Here is a 19,071-nt window from a genome sequence, read left to right as displayed (position 1 = left end):
ACAACATGCACCGCACTGACAAATGGGCGATCGCCGCCATCGCCATCGCCGAAACATTGATCTGGTGCGGCACATTCTATGCGTTTCCAGCGCTTTTCGTGCGTTTTGAAGCAGAATTCAGTTGGTCGAAACCAGCGATCACCGGCGCCTTGACGGTCGCGATCGTTGCCTCCGCGCTCGTTTCGCCACTCTTCGGGCGGCTGATCGATCGTGGCCTGGGGCCTCATGTCCTGACCAGCAACATACTTCTCGGCGGCCTGATGATGCTCATCCTGTCGCAGGTTCAGACGCTTTGGCAGTTTTATCTTGTGTGGGCACTGATCGGCATCGCCATGGGCGGCTCGCTCTATGAACCGACCTTCGCCTTCATGACCCGAGCGATCGGCAGGACTGCGACGCGCGCCATCACCCTCGTCACGCTGTTCGCCGGTTTTGCAGGCACGCTGTCCTTTCCGCTTGGCCACTATGTGTCGGAGCTGTCATCCTGGCGGGCAGCCTCCCTGACCTACGCGGCGTTGATCATCGCCTTCGCTGCACCGCTGATGTGGTGGGGGGCGCGGCATTTCGAGCATGGATTTCGATCGAATTTAGAGATGCACGCCCTTCCCAGGTCCGATCCAAGCAACGTGCATCTGCATTCGGTGCCGTTCTGGCTGCTCGCCGCCGGGTTCACCTTGCTCGCCGTCAATCACGGCGTGATCCTCAACCACATCCTGCCGCTTTTGCGCGAGCGCGGTTTCGATGCGGCAAGCGCAGTCTTCGCCGCGTCGATGATCGGCCCGATGCAGGTCGTCGGCCGCATCGTGATGATGATGACGCCAAGCCGCGTGTCAACGCGGGCGATCGTGCTGACCTGTTTCGTCGGCATCACTTTCGCGACGCTCGCCCTGATCGGCGCGGCCGGTTTCCCGCTGCTTATCGCCGGCTTCGTCCTGCTCCACGGAGCATCCTTCGGCGTCATGAGCATCGCAAAGCCGGCGATCACGCGCGACACGATGGGTGCGGCGAATTTCGGCGCGGTTGCAGGCGCGATGGCAGTTCCATACCTGCTCGGGGTTGCCGTCGCGCCGTTCTTCGGATCGCTCGTCTGGGAATTCGGCGGCTACGACACCGTGCTCGTGATCATTCTCGCAGCCGTCTCCGCCGGCGGCATCTGCGTGTATCTCGCGACCCGCCACAGGGCTCCCCGCCGCACTTGAGCCACGTTCCTGCTTAACCCATTGAGTTTTGTTGTTGCAGCGCGGTAAGCTTGATCGATGCCCTCATTTCTTCGTTCGCGCCTGGAAAGTCATCTCGCCTTCATCTATCCCGAGCACGACAGCGTTGCTCTGACTGATGCGATGATTGCGGCCTTCTGGCCCGAAGGCGGCAAGGCCAGGCCGCGCAACAAAGGCCGCCTGACCAACCAGCCGCCCTGGAGCCAGCGCGACACCGTTCTGATCACCTATGGCAATTCGCTGATAGACGGCAAGACCGCCCCCGTGGCGCTGCTGCAGGATTTCCTCGACACGCATCTCGACGGCAGCGTGAACAGCGTCCACGTCCTGCCGTTCTTTCCTTACACATCGGATGACGGGTTCGCCGTCGTCGACTATTACAGCGTCAATCCGGACGTCGGCGACTGGAAGCATTTGCAGCGGCTCGGCCGGCGCTACCGGATGATGGCTGATCTGGTCCTAAACCACGTCTCCTCGGCGTCACTCTGGTTCAAGCAGTATCTGCGCGGCGAGAGCCCCGGCAACGAATTCTTCGTCGAGGTCGACCCCGCGATCGATCTCTCCGCCGTCGTGCGCCCGCGTCCGCATCCGCTGCTGCGGAAGGTGGAGACCGCAAATGGCGAGCGGCACGTCTGGTGCACCTTCTCCGAAGACCAGGTCGATCTGAACTTCGCCAATCCGGAAATGCTGATCGAGTTCCTGCGCATCATGCGCTTCCACATCGATCGCGGCGTGCGCACCATCCGGCTGGACGCCGTCGCCTTCGTCTGGAAGGAAATCGGCACCAACTGCATCCACCTGCCGCAGACGCACGAAATCGTCCGGTTGATGCGCACGCTGGCCGATTACGCCGAAGTGCCGCTGCTTCTGATCACGGAAACCAACGTTCCGAACATGGAGAACCTCTCCTATTTCGGAAACCGCAACGAGGCCCATGCGGTCTACAATTTCTCGTTCCCGCCGCTGGTCGTCCACGCGCTGCTGTCCGGCGATGCGACCGCGCTCAACCGCTGGCAGATGACGATGCCTCCGGCGCCCGCCGGCTGCTTCTATTTCAACTTCGTCGCGTCCCATGACGGCATCGGCCTCAGACCGGCCGAAGGCCTTCTGCCGGACGAGGAGATCGCGAAGATGATCGACGCCGTGGAAGCCTTCGGCGGCGCGGTATCCCTGCGAGCCATGCCGGACGGCACCTACCGGCCCTACGAAATGAACATCGCGCTCTTCGATGCTTTCCAGGGCAAGATCGACGGCACACCGGACGAGTGGCGCCGCGTGCGCTTCCTGTGCTCGCAGACGATCATGATGGCGCTCGAAGGCATTCCCGCCTTCTACATCCACAGCCTTCTCGCGACCCCGAACGACCACGACCGGCGCGCCAGTACCGGCCACAACCGGTCGCTCAATCGCCACCAATGGGACTACGATGCGCTGACCGAGCGACTATCGAACCCCGGAAGCGAGCAGGCAATCGTGCTTGGCGAGTTGAAGCGCCAAGTCGAAATTCGCATCGCCCAGAAGGCGTTTCACCCGAACGCAACGCAGTTCACGCTGCAACTGGGCGAAGGCCTGTTCGGCGTCTGGCGCCAGAGCATCGACCGCGAGCAGTCGATCTTTGCCATCCACAACGTGACGGATCGCTTGATCACGCTGCCGCTTGTTAGCCTGAACCTGATCAGGGGCGAGACGTGGACCGATCTCCTGAATGGCGAGGAGATCGATGCCGAAATCGGCAGTGCCCTCGAACTTCAGCCCTATCAGTGCGTCTGGCTCGCCAACAAGGCGGGATGATCATCAATCGTTGCGGTTGTCGGCTTCGACCGCGTTGCGCAGATCGTCCAGGATACCCGGAGCGGCAGAGTTCACGCGGCGCCAATTGGGTATGACCGGCGTCTCCATCGGGTTTTCAAGGAACATCTCGCCGGCCTTCATGATGTTGCCGGCAAAAAGCTCGACGGCCTGTTCCTCGCGGTGGCGATCGAGCCGCAGACCGTTCATCACCGCGTCGGCGTTATAGCTCTCGATCATGTCGAGCGCCGCCCTGTAATAGGTGGCCTTGACCGAGCGGAACGTGCCGGAAGTGAAGGTTACGCCTTCCGTCGCAAGCTTGCGGAACACCGCCTTGGTGATGTCGATCGACATGCGCGACAGGCCTTTTTCCGCGTCGTCCTGCGACAGGTCCTGGTGCTTGTGATCGTAGACGTCGGCGATATCGACCTGACAGATCGAGCGCTGGCTGGCATTGCGGCGCATCTCGGAGAGAACGCCGATTTCCAGACCCCAGTCCGTGGGAATGCGAATATCCGGAATGGTCGCCATGCGCATCGCGAATTCGCCGGAGAGCGGATACCGGAAGGCGGCAAGATAATCGATGTAGTGCTGCGGGCCGATCGTCTTTTCCAGCGCATCGAGCAGTGGCCCGACCAGCAGGCGCGAAACGCGCCCGTTGAGCTTGCCGTCCGCGATGCGCGAATAGAAACCCTTGGCAAACACATAGCCGAAGCGCGGATTGGCGACGGGATAGACCAGGCGCGCCAGCAGCTCGCGGTGATAGGTGACAATGTCGCAATCGTGCAACGCCACCACATCCGATCGTCCGGACGCCAGCGCGTAGCCCATGCAGTACCAGACGTTGCGGCCCTTGCCCAACTCGGTCGGCGCAACGCCGTATTCCATCAGCTTGTCATGGATCGCCGTCAGTCGCGGCCCATCGTTCCAGAGAATGCGATGGTGCTGCGGCAGGCGGCCGAAGAACTCCTTAGCCTTGTGGAACTCCGCTTCGCTCGCCCGATCGAGGCCGATGATGATTTCCTTCAGATAGGGCACCTTCGTCAGGTGGTCGAGAATGAGCGGCAGCGCCTCGCCTTCGAGCTCTGAGTAGAGCGAGGGCAAAATCAACGAGATCGGCCGGTTCTCGCTGAAGGCGACGAGTTCGCGCTCCATCTCCTCGACCGGCCGGCGCGTGAGATTGTGCAAGGTCGCTATCGCGCCTGTCTGGTGGAAATCGGTCAATTGTCTGTCCCCTTCTCGATCGTTCCGACGCGCCGAATGAACGAGAGCACCGCCTCGTTCCATCCGGCCGGACCTTCTTTTTCGGTACGGCTGATCCGACCTGCATGCTCGCCTGCCAACGGCGCAAGGGGCGGGTGGGCCTTGTTTGCCACGACCACGCCGAAATCGGCTGCCTCGAGCATTGCGATGTCGTTGGCGGCATCGCCGAGCGCGAGCGTCGGCCCGCCTGCTCGCCCTGTTTCAGCTTCGTGCCAGGCGATGATCTCCGCCATGCGATCGGCCTTGCTCGCGCCGGCCGAGATCGTGAGAAATCGTCCGCCCTGCACCGCGGATAAGCCTTCGTCACGTAGCGCATCCAGAAACGCGGTGAGCGCATCGGCACTGCCCGAAAACAGTCCCGGCTCGGAAAAATGGCGACGACGGGCCAAGACGGCTGCATCGAGCGAAAGGCCCGTGCGCTCTGCCACCTCGGCATCGTTCATGTCGCCGAAGCTGCGATAGAATGCGCGAAGCGGCGTCGGCACCTTGTCCAGCGCCGCGCGGATCTGCCGGTAGGCATCGTCCTGCCCGTCGGCATAGCCCGGCCAGGCGATACCAGCGCCATTCTCGACGATCGCAGGCAGGTCAATGCCGGTGGCTTCCCTCAGCGGCGCGATTTCCGCAGCTGTCTTGCTGGTTGCGAAGATGAGTGGGATGCCGTTAGCCTTGATGACATCGAGCGCAGGCCGGGCTGCGTCGAAGGAGTAGGTCGCGTGATCGAGCAGCGTCCCGTCGAGATCGGAAAAGATGATCATTTTCATGAGCTACCAGATTTTGTGCTGCGCACAAATGACACGACCCTGAATTGTGATGCATGAACTTCTGACACCGAGCGAAATGGGCGAAGCCGACCGCCTGACGATCGAGGCGGGCACGCCCGGCATCGATCTCGTGCGCGTGGCAGGGCAAGCCGTGGCGAAGGAAGCGCTGCTCTTTCCGTCGGCGCAACGCGGTGTGCTCGTCCTTGCCGGCATCGGCAACAATGGCGGCGACGGCTTCGTGGCAGCCGAAGCGCTGCGTCTGCAGGGGCTTCCTGTGACTGTTATCCTCGTCGGCAATCGCGAGCGGCTTCGCGGCGATGCGGCACTGGCTTTCTCCGATTGGCAGGGCGATACGTCCGCGGCTTTGCCGGCCGACCTCACCCGTTTCGGGCTCGTGATCGATGCGCTCTTCGGTGCCGGTCTCGATCGCGCGATCGAAGGGCAGGCTGCCGAGCTGATCGATGCCGTCAACCGAGCCGGTATCCCCGGGCTGGCCGTCGATCTGCCGAGCGGAATCGATGGGACGAACGGCAAGGTACGGGGGACTGCGATCAACGCCGCGCGGACCGTCACCTTCTTCCGGAAGAAGTTTGGCCACGTTCTCTTTCCGGGCCGTGCACATTGCGGCGAAATCCGCGTGGCGCAGATCGGGATCAAGGACGCGGCATTGCAAACCCTCGGCATCGGGCGCTTCGAGAATACCACGGGGCTTTGGGCCACCGCCTATCCGGTTCCAACGGCGGAAGGTCACAAGTACGGGCGCGGCCACTCCATCGTCGTGTCCGGCGGCCCCACCCGCACCGGTGCCGCGCGTCTTGCGGCAACCGCTTGCCTGCGCGCCGGCGCCGGCTTGGTGACGGTGGCTTCGCCGGGCAGCGCGCTTCTGGTGAATGCCGCGCACCTGACCGCAATCATGCTCGCCCGCTGCGACGGCCCTGCCGATCTGAAAACCTTGCTGGAAGACGAGCGCCTGAATGTGGTTGTCATCGGTCCGGGCCTCGGTGTAGACGACGCCAGCCGCAACCTGGTGCTGGCGGCATTGCAAAGCGGCGCCGCCCTCGTTCTGGATGCCGACGCCCTGACAGTCTTCAAGGACGATCCGCAGGCGCTTTTCGCACGCATCCGCGATCGCCGCGCGCCGGTCGTCATGACGCCCCATTCCGGCGAATTCGCGCGCCTCTTCCCCAATCTGGCAACAGACGAAAGCCTTTCGAAAATCGAACGCGCCGAGCGGGCTGCTGCCTTGAGCGGCGCGACCGTTCTGCTGAAAGGCGGTGACACGGTCATCGCAGAGCCCGAGGGCCGGGCAGCAGTGAACACAAACGCGCCGCCCTGGCTCGCCACCGCCGGTTCCGGCGATACGCTCGCCGGCATCATCGGCGGACTGCTCGCGCAGCGCATGGCCCCGTTCGAAGCCGCATGTGCTGCCGCATGGCTTCACGGGCGTGCGGGGCAAGTCGCAGGACCGGGACTGACGGCGGACGATCTGGACAAGGCCCTGCATCAGGCGATAGGCGCTCTGATCGAGGATCACGCCGCAACGGCCGATCCCGGGAGGACGACATGACGAGACCGAATTACCCCATCACAAATTGGGACGACGCTTATACGAACGGTGCCTATATCGACGGCGCCGAAGCCTATCCCGATCGCTGGGCGGCCGAGGCGGCGGCCTTCCGCGCAGAGCTTTCGAAGGACGGTCGCGCGCAGATCGACGTTCCTTACGGCCCGCAACCGCGCAACCTTCTGGACCTGTTCCTGCCGGTCGGTGCACCCAAGGGCCTCGTCGTCTTCGTCCATGGCGGCTATTGGAAGGCTTTCGATAAATCCTTCTGGTCGCACCTGGCACGCGGCGCGGTGGATCACGGCTTCGCGGTGGCGCTGCCCTCCTACACGCTGGCACCCGACGCGCGTTTGACCCGGATCGGCCGCGAGGTCGCCGCGGCAATCGGTACGGCAAGCAAAACGATCGCCGGTCCGATCCGGCTCGCAGGACATTCGGCCGGCGGCCATCTCGTCTCGCGCATGGTCTCGGAGAATTCGCCGCTTGCCGCCCCGCTCGTTGAGCGCGTGGAACACGTGGTTTCGATCTCGGGCGTACACGATCTTCGCCCGCTGATGCTGACGGAGATGAACGCGATCCTCGCCATAGATGAAGACGAGGCCTACCGTGAAAGCCCGGCACTTCTGCGCCCCCTTCCCGGAACCCGGCTTCTTGCCTGGGTCGGCGCCAAGGAACGGCCGGAATTTCTGCGCCAGAGCCGCATCCTTCCCGAACTCTGGGACGGTTTCGGCGTCGAGACCAAGCTCCACGTCGATGAAGGCACGCACCATTTCGATGTCATCGACGGCCTGGCTTTGCGCGACAGCGCCTTGACGCAGGCACTTCTCCATTCCTTCTGACGAGCTTTCGAGGCATCTCACCATGACATCGCGACACATCGCCTTCCTGGGCACCGGCCTCATGGGTGCGCCCATGGCCACCAACCTCCTGAAGGCCGGCCACCGCCTGACGGTCTGGAACCGCAGCAAGGAGAAAGCCGAGCCACTTGGCAAGCTCGGTGCCGATATTGCCGCAAGCGCCGCCGACGCGGTGAAAGAAGCCGACATCGTCGTCACCATCGTCAGCAATGGCGAGGCCGTCGCGGATCTTTTGTTCGCGCAGGGCGTGGCGGCCGCCATGAAAAGTGGTGCGATCTTCATCGACATGAGCTCGATCACCCCGGCGGAAGCCCGCGACCATGCAGCAAAACTTCAGGCGATGGGCCTTCGTCACCTCGATGCCCCGGTCAGCGGCGGCACCAAGGGCGCCGAAGCCGCAACGCTCGCCATCATGGCCGGCGGCGAGGAAGAAACATTCGATGATGCCGCCCCGGTCCTCAAAGCACTGGGACGTCCGGTCCGCGTCGGCGCATCCGGCACGGGACAGTTGGCGAAGCTCGCCAATCAGGCGATCGTCGGCATCACGATCGGTGCCGTGGCTGAAGCGACGTTGCTCGTTCAGTCAGGCGGCGGCAACGCGGAGGCGTTTCGCGACGCGCTGAAGGGAGGCTTTGCCGATTCCGCGATCCTGCAGCTCCATGGCTGGCGCATGGACAGCCGCGATTTCACGCCCGGCGCGAAATCCTCGATCCAGCTGAAGGATATGAACAACATTGTGAAGGAAGCCGATGCGCTCGCCATCGAGCTGCCGCTCGCACACAGCATTCGCGAACGCTACGAGACGCTGGTCCATGCGATGAACGAACCCGATCTCGATCACGCAGCGCTCTATCTCGAGCTGATCGGCCGCGCCAAAAGCTGAACTCTATTCGATCCGCTCGTTCTCCCGATCGGGACCGGCGGGTTCGTTGAGCGTATCGGCGCCATAGACCTTGCCGGCCCGCCTCGGCGTCGTGAGCGGCGTCGGCTTCGGCATGTTGCCGCGCATGAGATCGCTGCCGGAATAGATATCGCCGACGATCTGTAGCTCGAACCGCGCCTCGTCTCGCCGGCGCACATCCGCGCTGATCGCCTGCGCATCCTCGATCGACACGCCAAGCTCGATCATCGCGGCCTCACCGAAGCGCATCGCGGATTCGAAGGTCTCGCGGATCTGGTAATCGACGCCCTTGGCGATGAGATCGAGCGCGTGGCCACGATCGAAGGCACGCACGAAGAGCTTGGCCAATGGAAACTCGTGCTTGACCAGTTCCACGATCCGGTCGGCGGCAGCACGATCGTCGACGCACACGAGAATCGCTTCCGCCTCGCGAGCGCCCGATGCATGCAGCGTATCGAGCCGCGTCCCGTCGCCATAGTAGACCTTGAAGCCGAAATCGGCTGCGGCCCGGATCATCTCCACGTCGTTTTCGATGATCGACACATCGAAGCCTCGCGCGAGCAGGCCTTGGCTCGCCACCTGCGCGAACCGGCCGAAGCCGATCATCAACACGTTCCCTTCAAGCCCATCGGCCTTGTCGATACCGTCGAGATCGGTCGGCGCGCGCGGCATCAGGCGTTGCAGCGTTATCCCGATCAACGGCGTCAGCGCCATGGAAAGAATGATCACTGCGGAGAATATCGCATTGGTGCGTGCGTCAAAGATGCCGCCGGCAAGCGCTGCCGCATAAAGGACGAAGGCGAACTCGCCGCCCTGCGCGAAGAGTGCCACGCGGGTGATCGCCGCGTGATTGGCCGTGCCGAAGATCCGCGCGATGACGTAGATGCCGATCGACTTCGTGACCATGAAGGCCGCAACGGCGAGCAGGATCATCTGCCACTCGTCACCGATGACCGAGAGATCGAGCGACATGCCGACCGCGAGAAAAAAGAGACCGAGCAGGATGCCGCGGAAAGGTTCGACATCTGCCTCCAGCTGATGTCGGAAGGTCGATTCCGATAGGAGCACGCCTGCCAGGAACGCGCCCATCGCCATGGACAAGCCGCCAACATCCATGAGCAGTGCCGACCCGAGCACCACCAGAAGTGCTGCGGCCGTCATCACCTCGCGCGCCCGCGCCGCCGCGAGGATGCTGAAGAACGGATTGAGCAGGAAACGTCCGGCGAGGATGAGGGCAGCAACCGCGCCGATCGCGATCGCGATGTCGACAAGCCGTTCGGTCGCTGTGGCGCTTTCGCCGGGTGCAAGGAAGGTGACGATGGCGAGCAGCGGCACGATCATCAGGTCTTCAAGAAGCAGGATCGACACCGCCTGCTGCCCTTCCGTCGTGGAGGTCTCGCCCCGTTCGTCGAGCATCTGCATGACGACGGCCGTCGACGACAGGACAAAACCGGAGGCCGCGACAAAAGCGATGACCGGCGACAGGTCGAGAAGATAGATCCCGATCAGCGTCAGCAGGAACGCGCAGAAGAACACCTGCGACAGGCCGAGACCGAATATCTCGCGCCTGAGGTTCCAGAGCCGCGAGGGCTGCATCTCCAGCCCTATGACGAAGAGGAACATGACGACGCCGAGTTCGGCGATGTGCAGGATCGCCTCCGGATCGGAGAAGAAACCGAACCCGAACGGCCCGATGATGAGGCCCGCCGTGAAATAGCCGAGCACCGAGCCGAGGCCAAGGCGCTTGAAGATCGGCACGGCCAGCACGCCGGCGCTGAGCAGCACGACGACTTGCGCCAGATCGGATCCGGATCCCTCGACTGCCATTGTGCGTCCTCTCGTCGGTCGTTCGAAAAGGAACCTCTAAACGACCACCCGGATTTGTCTATCGTCCCAGAACGAGACCTTCGCGCCTTGGATCGGCCGCACCGACAAAGCCGCCATCGTCGACGCGGATCGCATGCAGGCCGCTGTTCATTTCCGCAATACGCACCTCATGGCCGCGGGCGGTAAGCTCGTCGGCAAAGCGCTCTGCGTCGGTGCTCTCTTCCAGCGTCGTCCTCCCGTTCGCATTGAAGATGTGGCCGAGATCGATGGCGGCCTGCAGGTCCATGTCCCAATCGAGCGTCGCCACCAGCGCCTGCGCAACATAGCCGATGATCGAGACGCCGCCAGGCGAGCCGATCACCAGTTCAAGGTCACCATCCTCGAGCACGATGGTCGGCGCCATGGAGCTGCGCGGCCGCTTCCCGCCTTCCACGCGGTTCGCGATCGGCCGGCCTGCATCGTCACGCGGCGAGAGGGAGAAATCGGTAAGCTCATTGTTGAGAAGAAATCCGCCGACCATCAGCTGGGAGCCGAACCCGCCTTCGATGGTGGTCGTCAGAGATACCGCGTTGCCTCTAGCGTCGACGATCGAGACATGGCTGGTGCCGGCGCGTCCGGGCGACGTGTCGGGTGCCTGGCTGCGCGATGCGCGCCAAGGCGGATTGCCATGGGCGACAGGTGCCGCGGCGGTTTCATCGAGCGAGATCGATTGGGCCCGCGCCGTCAGATAGGCCGGGTCAAGCAGACCGTCGACGGGCACGTCGACGAAGTCGGCATCGGCCAGGAACATCGCGCGGTCGGCAAAGGCGAGCTTGCTTGCCTCTGTGAAGAGATGCCAGGCATCCGGGTCGCCGGGCCCGAGCGAGGCCATATCGAAATGTTCGAGGAGCCCAAGGATCTGGCCAACGGTGGTTGCCCCCGAACTCGGCGGGCCCATGCCACAAACCTCGTAGACGCGGTAGGGATGGCACACCGGCGCGCGCTCCACGATCTCGTAAGCTTCAAGGTCTTCGATCGACAGCAGCCCGGGACGACCGGGCGCGGTGCGCACCGTCTCGACGATCGCTTGCCCGATCTCGCCGCCATAGAAGACGTCGGTCCCTTCCTCGGCCACGCGCCGCAACGTCTCGGCGAATTCCGGATTGCGAACCATATCGCCGGCCTGAAGTGCCGTGCCTCCGGGAAAGAAGTAGTCGCGGGCCGTCTCGAATGTATGGAGCCGCGCGGCACCATCGCCGGTGAGTTGCCCGGCAAGGCGCGGACCGACTTCGAACCCTTCTTCGGCCAGGTCGATGGCCGGCTGAAGCAATTCCGCAAAAGGCATGGTGCCGTGAAGCGCGTGTGTCGCTTCCATCAGCTTCAGCGTACCGGGCGTACCGACCGATCGCCCGCCGACCACCGCATCGAAGAACTCCATCGGTTCCCCATCGAGCCCGAGGAAGAGGTTGGGGCCCGCAACCTTCGGAGCCGTCTCGCGCCCGTCGAATGTGCGAACCGCCCCGGTCTCGGCGTCAAAATAGACGAGGAAGGCCCCACCGCCGATCCCGGAGCTCTGCGGCTCGACGAGATTGAGCATCATCTGCACGGCGACCATGGCGTCGATTGCGTTGCCGCCCGCTTCCAAAACCGCCAATCCGGCTTCGCTGGCGGCAGGATGTGCGGCGGCGACCATGAAATCCTGTGCGTAAACAGCTGATTGTTGGATCCGACCCGTTGCCTGCTCGGGCGCAGGGCGCGCCTCCTGCGCGAGCGCTTCGCCGCCCACCGCAGCGACGAAGGCAATGGTGGACACAGCCCAAGACCTTGGGATCATTGTCGATTTCTCCTCTAGCCCCAACCGGAGTGCATCCTAAGCGCTCCAACCCGAAAGAGCAAAACGCCCGCTCTCGGTCGTATTCGCCATTCGTTTATAATCCGAACGGCTAACTGGTTGCATTTCCGGCACGGCAGTAGGGTCCGTTTGCGGTGGCATAGGCTTGCCGCAGGGGTTTGCCGTGGCCGCGCCACGGCTCGAAATGGGAGGTAATCGTTTTGGATCCCAAGTCCGCACAGGCCGATGCCTATTGGCAGGCCAATCTCCGGATCATCAAGATCTCGCTCGTTATCTGGGCGCTGGTCTCGTTCGGTTTCGGCATCATTCTGCGCCCTCTGCTCTCCGGCATTCCCGTCGGTGGCACTGATCTCGGTTTCTGGTTCGCCCAGCAGGGCTCCATCCTCGTCTTTCTCGTTCTGATCTTCTTCTATGCCTGGCGCATGAACAAGCTCGACCGGGAATTCGACGTCGACGAACAATAGACCGCGATAGGGAGGGGTAACATGGATCAATATACACTCAATCTGATCGTCGTCGGCCTGAGCTTCGCGCTCTATATCGGCATCGCGATCTATTCACGCGCCGCAACGACCGGCGAATTCTACGCCGCAAACCGCGGCGTTCACCCGGTGATGAACGGGATGGCGACTGCCGCGGACTGGATGTCGGCTGCGTCGTTCATCTCGATGGCAGGCCTCATCGCTTCGGTCGGCTATGACAACTCGACCTATCTCATGGGCTGGACCGGCGGCTACGTGCTCCTGGCCATGCTGCTTGCGCCATATCTGCGCAAGTTCGGCAAGTTCACGGTGCCGGAATTCATCGGCGACCGCTTCTATTCGCGCACCGCGCGCATCGTCGCCGTCATCTGCCTCATCGTCGTCTCGGTCACCTACGTTATCGGACAGATGACCGGCGTCGGCGTCACCTTTGCCCGCTTCCTGGAAACCGATACCACGACCGGTCTTCTGATCGGCTCGGCGATCGTGTTCCTCTATGCGGTCTTCGGCGGCATGAAGGGCATCACCTACACGCAGGTCGCCCAGTACATCGTGCTCATTCTCGCCTACACGATCCCGGCGATCTTCATCTCGCTGCAGCTGACGGGCAATCCGCTTCCGATGTTCGGTCTCTTCTCCGAGCACACGGCATCGGGCCAGCCGCTTCTCACGACGCTTGACCAGATCGTCACCGATCTCGGCTTCAACCAGTACACCGGTTCGACGGACTCCATGCTGAACATCGTCCTGTTCACCATGTCCCTGATGATCGGTACCGCCGGCCTGCCGCACGTCATCATCCGCTTCTTCACCGTGCCGAAGGTTTCCGACGCACGCTGGTCTGCCGGATGGGCGCTGGTCTTCATCGCCATCCTGTACCTCACGGCTCCGGCCGTCGGCGCAATGGCGCGCCTCAACCTGATCGAGACGATCTATCCCGGCAACGGCGCCGTGGAAGAGACCGCACTGGTCTATGAGGATCGTCCAGAGTGGATGCGCAACTGGGAAACCACTGGTCTTCTCACCTTCAACGACCTGAATGGTGACGGCCGCATCCAGTTCTACAACGGCACCAATGCAGGCTACGAAGAAACGGCAACGGCTCGCGGCTGGCAGGGCAACGAACTCACCGTCAACAACGACATCATGGTTCTCGCCAATCCGGAAATCGCAAACCTTCCGGGCTGGGTAATCGCGCTTGTCGCTGCCGGCGGTCTCGCAGCCGCTCTGTCCACTGCAGCAGGTCTGCTGCTCGCCATCGCATCCGCGATCTCGCACGATCTGATCAAGAGCGTGTTCAACCCGAACATCTCTGAAAAGGGCGAGCTGCTGGCCGCGCGTGTCGCCATGGCCGGTGCCATTGCGCTTGCTACCTGGCTCGGGCTCAACCCGCCCGGCTTCGCAGCCCAGACCGTGGCTCTTGCCTTCGGCCTTGCTGCGGCGACGATCTTCCCGGCACTGATGATGGGCATCTTCTCCAAGCGCATCAACTCGTCGGGTGCGATTGCGGGCATGCTCGTCGGTCTGATCACGACCTGCGCCTACGTCTTCGCGTACAAAGGCTTCCTGTTCATTCCGGAAACCAACATCCTGCCGGACAACCCGGCTGGCTGGATCTTCGGCATCTCGCCGGCATCCTTCGGTACGATCGGTGCCATCCTGAACTTCGGCGTCGCCTACTTCGTGTCCAATGCGACCGAAGCACCGCCGCGCGAAATCCAGGATCTCGTCGAAAGCGTTCGCACGCCGCGTGGCGCCAGCACCGCGCTGGATCACTAAGCAAAAGAACGCCCCGGCAATCCACGTCGGGAACGGTCGAATATCACCAGGAAAAGACCCCGCAAGCCTCTGTTTGCGGGGTCTTTTCATCTTCTGGCCCACGATCGGTTGATCCGAAACATGATTCGGGCGATGAGGGCTTTGGAATACGCTGCGGCGTGGGACGCTTCGTCCGCGCGATGAACGGGGTGGATCACGCACGGGCTTGGGGGAGCACCGACGCGATCCTGGCGGGAAGAGACGATGTTTTTTATCTTGATCGGGGGCCTTCTGGTGGCCGTCAGCGCCGGGGCGATCGCTTCCCTGCCGTATCGCCTTGCCAAGAGGCCGGTGCCCCGCGGGTTGATGCCGATCGTAGGCGGTATATCGCTCCTCGTCTTCGTCCTCTGGAACGACTATTCATGGTATGGTCGTACCGTTGCGGAACTGCCCGAGCGCGTCGCCGTCGTCGAGAGTTTCACCTATAGCGGGGCCCTCCAGCCTTGGACGCTGGTTAAGCCGCGCATCAACCGTTTCACGGCAGTCGATCGGGCATCGATCCAGCGCAACGAAGCGCTGCCGGGCTACGTCATGGCCGACATCATCTTCGTCCAGCGCTATCAGCCGACCTTGCAGGCACGCCAGATTTTCGATTGCGGCGATACGCGGCGGGCTGACCTCACGGATTCAACCGAATTCGACGACAGCGGGATGCCGCAGAACGTCAACTGGGTCGATCTCGAAAACGATCACCCGCTGATCCCAATCGTCTGCGCCGAGCCAGCACCCATCGGTTGATGCCTGCCACGCGGCAATGCGGTGATCGTTGCCGCGACTTCTAGGGCTGCGCAATTTTACGATTCTAATTCGGCGCCAAACGTTCGATCCATTCAAAGCCCTTTGAATGGGGGCGCGGCCGGTTCGCTTCAGCTTGACTCCGAAATTTTATTACAACACCTTCGCAGGTGGGGGATGCAGAAGGCGTGATTGCACGCAGATGCAGGGGCAATCGAAGAACAAGAGAACAGGGAACACCGATCGATGCTCAAGAGCCTTTTCACTTCGACGATGCTGGCCTCCGCGCTGGCCATCTCCGCCCTCCCGACAGGCGCGTCCGCACAGGATGCAGAGGTGGTCTATAATCGCGGCAACGACACTGACCCTTCGACGCTGGATCACCATCTCACGTCGACGGTGGCGGAAGGCCACATCATGCGCGATCTCTACGAAGGGCTCGTGGTGCAAAGCGCTGAGGCCGAAGTGGTGCCGGGCGTGGCCGAGAGGTGGGACATATCCGAAGATGGCATGACCTACACGTTCCATCTGCGCGAAGATGCACGCTGGTCGAACGGCGATCCGGTGACCGCGAACGACTTCGTCTTCGCCTACCGCCGCATCCAGGATCCGGCAACGGCGGCACCTTACGCCAACATGCTCTATGTGATCGAAGGCGCTGAAGAGGCCAACACTGCCGATGGCGCGCTCGAGGACATCGCAGCCCGCGCCATCGATGATCGCACGCTGGAAATCACGCTGAAGACGCCAGCTCCCTATTTCCTTGAGCTTCTGACCCACCAGACCGGCCTGCCGTTGCACCAGGCGTCGGTGGAGGAGCACGGCTCGGACTACACCAGCCCCGACAATCTGGTGACCAACGGCGCCTATATGCTGGAAAGCTTCACGCCGAACGACCAGATCGTGCTGCGCAAGAACTCCGAGTTCCATGATGCGGACAACGTCGCCATCGACGTCGTGAACTACATCCCCTTCGAAGAGCGCGCGACCTGCCTGCGCCGCTTCGAGGCCGGCGAAGTGCAGTCCTGCTCCGACGTTCCTCTCGAGCAGATGGACTATATGGAAGCCAATCTCGGCGACTCGCTGCGAATCGTCCCCTATCTCGGCACCTACTACCTGCCGGTGAAGACGACCAAGGAAGGTCTGTCCGATTCACGCGTCCGCCAGGCGATGTCCATGGCGATCGACCGTGAGTTCCTTGCCGAGGAGATCTGGCAGGGCGCTATGATCCCGACGCACTCCTACGTGCCGCAGGGCATCGGCAATTACGGCGAGCCGGCAGAGATGCCCTATGCCAACGACGACATGCTGGACCGCGAGGATGCCGCGATCGCGCTTCTGGAAGAAGCCGGCTACGGCGAGAACGAGCTATCCGTCGAGCTGCTCTACAACACGTCGGAAAACAACGCGAACACCATGACCGCCATCGCCGACATGCTGGGCAATATCGGCATCCAGGCAACGACTGTCGAAATGGAAGGCGCCACCTACTTCAATTATCTGCGCGAAGACGGCGACTTCGACATCGCTCGCGCCGGCTGGATCGGCGACTATTCCGACCCGCAAAACTTCCTCTTCCTGCACGAGAGCGACAATCTCGGCTTCAATTATTCGCGCTGGGTCAGCGAGGACTATGACGAACTGATGGATCAGGCATCCGTGGAAACCGATGTCGATACGCGCGCCGAAATCCTGAAGGAGGCGGAAACGCTTCTGCTCCAGGAAGTGCCGATCATTCCGATCCTTTATTATACGGCCAATGCGCTGGTTTCCGACAACCTCGTCGGTTGGGAAGACAACGTCATGAACGTCCACGGCAGCCGTTGGATGTCCATCACCCAATAGGCTTTCAGCCCGTTCCCGGCGACGCGTGGCCAGTCATTGGCTTCCATCGCCGGGAGCATTCGATCTGAGCGCCTAAGCGCCACTCTTCGCCTGTGGGCGTCGTCAGGAAACCCTAAATGGTCGGCTATGTGCTGCGGCGCCTGTTGAGCGCCATACCGACGGTGTTCATCATCGTCACGCTTGCCTTTTTCATGATCCGCATCGCACCGGGCGGTCCGTTCGATCTCGAACGCCCGCTCGATCCGCTGATCATGGAAAACATCAACCGCGCCTACAATCTCGATAAGCCGCTATGGCAGCAATATCTGCTCTATCTCGGCAATCTGGCGCAGGGCGATCTCGGACCAAGCTTCACCCGGCGTGACTTCACGGTCATGGATCTGTTCCGCACCGGCCTGCCCGTCTCGATCCAGCTCGGAGCCATGGCGCTGTCGCTTGCCCTCGTCGTCGGCACGGCTCTCGGCGCGCTCGCGGCGCTGCGGCAGAACACCTGGATCGACTATATGGTGGTCGGCACCGCGACGCTCGGCATCACCATACCGCCCTTCGTGATCGCGCCAGTCCTGTCGCTGTTCTTCGGCGTCATGCTCGGCTGGTTGCCGGCCGGCGGGTGGGGCGGCGGGCAGTTTCGCTATCTCGTCCTGCCCGTAGCGACGCTCGCCCTGCCTCAAATCGCGATCATCGCCCGGCTGACGCGTGGCGCCACCATCGAGGCGCTGCGATCGAACCATGTGCGCACCGCCCGCGCCTATGGCCTTCCCACCCGCGTCGTGGTCGTCACCCATGCGCTGCGTGCCTCCATGCTGCCCGTCGTTTCCTATCTCGGTCCGACGGCGGCTGCGCTGCTGACCGGCTCCGTCGTCGTCGAAACCATCTTCGGGATACCCGGCATCGGACGCTATTTCGTCCAGGGCGCGCTCGGACGAGACTATACGCTCGTCATGGGCACGGTGATCGTCATCGCCGTGTTCGTCGTGATCTTCAATCTGATCGTCGACATCCTCTATGCGTGGCTCGACCCGCGCGTGCGTTACGATTGAGGCCCATCGCGATGACCGAAACAATCTCAGCCCATTCCGAACTCGACTATCGCCAGAGCCGCTCGCTCGGCCAGGATGCCTGGCTTCGCCTGCGCCGCAACAAGGCTGCCGTCGTCTCGATGATCGTGCTCATCGCCCTCGCCCTCACGGGTATTTTCGGGCCGATGCTTTCGCCACACCCCTATGACCGCATCTACCCGCAATTCGTCCGCGCGCCGGCCAGCTTCGAGGCTTATCCCCGCGCCGAAAACATCACGCCAGCCCTCGAAAGCGCGATCGAACGCGGCCGTGTTACGATCGGCGAAATCACGATCGAGGGCCAGACCGCACGGGCGCTGATTTCGAACGACGAGCCCATCGACGACCGCATCACCCGCTATGTCGACCGCTCCGACCTGTTCTCCAATGCACGCATCGAAAACCTCAGCGCCGACGGCCTGAGTGCCGAGATGGTGGCGGACGTGCAGCGGCTGCGCTTCATCTTCGGCACCGATGCCAATGGCCGGGACGTGCTGACCCGCACGATGATCGGCATCCGCATCTCGCTTGCGATCGGGCTTCTCGCCTCACTGATGGCGCTTGTGCTGGGCGTCACCTACGGCGCTGTCGCCGGCTATCTTGGCGGCCGCGTCGACAACGTCATGATGCGCTTCGTGGATATCCTTTATTCGCTGCCCTTCATCTTCTTCGTCATTCTGCTGGTGGTCTTCTTCGGCCGAAGTTTCGTGCTGATCTTCATCGCCATCGGCTGCACCGAATGGCTGGACATGGCGCGGATCGTGCGTGGGCAGACGCTCACCATCAAGCGGCAGGAATATGTGGAAGCCGCCCAGGCCATGGGGGTCACAAGTTGGGGCATCCTGCGACGGCACGTGATCCCGAACACGCTTGGCCCGGTGATCGTCTTCGTCACGCTTCTGGTGCCGAAGGCGATCCTGCTGGAAAGCCTGCTCTCCTTCCTCGGCCTCGGCGTCCAGCCGCCGCTGACGAGCCTCGGGCTTCTGATCTCCGATGGCGCGGCGAACATGCGCGGCGCGAGCTGGCTCCTGATCTATCCGGCGGTGACGCTGACGATCATCCTGTTCGCGCTGAACTTCCTCGGCGATGGCCTGCGCGATGCGCTCGATCCGAAGGACCGATGA

General features: G+C 62.6%; 15 protein-coding genes. 11 read left to right on the top strand and 4 right to left on the bottom strand.

What is annotated here, in order from left to right:
* The first annotated feature begins 5 nt into the window (after window positions 1-5).
* Window positions 6-1,199 (top strand): MFS transporter, encoded by a 1,194-nt coding sequence (locus tag GC125_RS06660; protein WP_199864480.1) that lies wholly within the window; start codon window positions 6-8, stop codon window positions 1,197-1,199.
* 57 nt (window positions 1,200-1,256) lie between these two features.
* On the top strand, window positions 1,257-3,008 hold the full coding sequence (locus GC125_RS06655; protein ID WP_151984798.1) for a sugar phosphorylase: 1,752 nt from the start codon (window positions 1,257-1,259) through the stop codon (window positions 3,006-3,008).
* 3 nt (window positions 3,009-3,011) lie between these two features.
* On the opposite strand, the gene GC125_RS06650 is transcribed toward GC125_RS06655, so the two are convergent.
* Window positions 3,012-4,229, bottom strand: a complete 1,218-nt coding sequence (locus GC125_RS06650) for a glycosyltransferase family protein (RefSeq protein ID WP_151984796.1) — start codon at window positions 4,227-4,229, stop codon at window positions 3,012-3,014.
* Entirely contained in the window at window positions 4,226-5,029 is an 804-nt protein-coding gene (locus GC125_RS06645; protein ID WP_151984795.1) for an HAD-IIB family hydrolase, read from the bottom strand. Before GC125_RS06645 ends, GC125_RS06650 begins: the two co-directional genes overlap by 4 nt.
* A 49-nt stretch (window positions 5,030-5,078) precedes the next feature.
* On the opposite strand from GC125_RS06645, the gene GC125_RS06640 reads away from it, so the two are divergent.
* Genes GC125_RS06640 through GC125_RS06630 form a run of 3 tightly spaced genes read left to right on the top strand, consistent with a single transcriptional unit; the run spans window position 5,079 to window position 8,333 of the window.
* Complete coding sequence (locus GC125_RS06640; protein ID WP_286165392.1) at window positions 5,079-6,596, top strand: NAD(P)H-hydrate dehydratase; 1,518 nt, start codon at window positions 5,079-5,081, stop codon at window positions 6,594-6,596.
* Complete coding sequence (locus GC125_RS06635) at window positions 6,593-7,432, top strand: hormone-sensitive lipase (protein WP_151984793.1); 840 nt, start codon at window positions 6,593-6,595, stop codon at window positions 7,430-7,432. The genes GC125_RS06640 and GC125_RS06635 overlap by 4 nt, the downstream gene beginning before the upstream one ends.
* 22 nt (window positions 7,433-7,454) lie before the next feature.
* The gene (locus GC125_RS06630; RefSeq protein WP_151984791.1) at window positions 7,455-8,333 is read left to right on the top strand and encodes an NAD(P)-dependent oxidoreductase; all 879 of its coding nucleotides are present in this window, start codon (window positions 7,455-7,457) and stop codon (window positions 8,331-8,333) included.
* 3 nt (window positions 8,334-8,336) lie between these two features.
* Here GC125_RS06630 and GC125_RS06625 read toward each other — a convergent pair whose 3' ends face one another.
* Both GC125_RS06625 and ggt read right to left on the bottom strand, forming a co-directional pair.
* Window positions 8,337-10,178, bottom strand: a complete 1,842-nt coding sequence (locus GC125_RS06625) for a monovalent cation:proton antiporter-2 (CPA2) family protein (RefSeq protein ID WP_151984789.1) — start codon at window positions 10,176-10,178, stop codon at window positions 8,337-8,339.
* A 58-nt stretch (window positions 10,179-10,236) separates the two neighbouring features.
* Window positions 10,237-11,991 (bottom strand): gamma-glutamyltransferase, encoded by a 1,755-nt coding sequence (ggt, locus tag GC125_RS06620; protein WP_151984788.1) that lies wholly within the window; start codon window positions 11,989-11,991, stop codon window positions 10,237-10,239.
* Between the two features lie 218 nt (window positions 11,992-12,209).
* Between ggt and GC125_RS06615 the strand changes: the two genes are divergently transcribed.
* From GC125_RS06615 to GC125_RS06590, 6 genes are all read left to right on the top strand, one after another.
* On the top strand, window positions 12,210-12,473 hold the full coding sequence (locus tag GC125_RS06615; RefSeq protein ID WP_199864479.1) for a DUF4212 domain-containing protein: 264 nt from the start codon (window positions 12,210-12,212) through the stop codon (window positions 12,471-12,473).
* Window positions 12,474-12,494: 21 nt separating this feature from the next.
* A complete protein-coding gene (locus GC125_RS06610; RefSeq protein ID WP_151984786.1) occupies window positions 12,495-14,270 on the top strand; it encodes a sodium:solute symporter family protein in 1,776 nt (591 codons plus the stop codon).
* A gap of 243 nt (window positions 14,271-14,513) precedes the next feature.
* Window positions 14,514-15,047, top strand: a complete 534-nt coding sequence (locus GC125_RS06605; RefSeq protein WP_151984785.1) for a hypothetical protein — start codon at window positions 14,514-14,516, stop codon at window positions 15,045-15,047.
* A 270-nt stretch (window positions 15,048-15,317) separates the two neighbouring features.
* Window positions 15,318-16,889: a peptide ABC transporter substrate-binding protein gene (locus tag GC125_RS06600; RefSeq protein WP_286165609.1), complete on the top strand. Its 1,572-nt coding sequence runs from the start codon at window positions 15,318-15,320 to the stop codon at window positions 16,887-16,889.
* A gap of 116 nt (window positions 16,890-17,005) precedes the next feature.
* Window positions 17,006-17,929, top strand: coding sequence for an oligopeptide ABC transporter permease OppB (gene oppB, locus GC125_RS06595; protein WP_151984781.1), 924 nt, complete (start codon window positions 17,006-17,008; stop codon window positions 17,927-17,929).
* Window positions 17,930-17,940: 11 nt separating this feature from the next.
* Entirely contained in the window at window positions 17,941-19,071 is a 1,131-nt protein-coding gene (locus tag GC125_RS06590; protein ID WP_151984779.1) for an ABC transporter permease, read from the top strand.

It is taken from the genome of Rhizobium sp. EC-SD404 (assembly GCF_902498825.1).
Lineage (GTDB): Bacteria > Pseudomonadota > Alphaproteobacteria > Rhizobiales > Rhizobiaceae > Georhizobium.
This window is presented reverse-complemented; position numbering and strand designations above follow the sequence as displayed.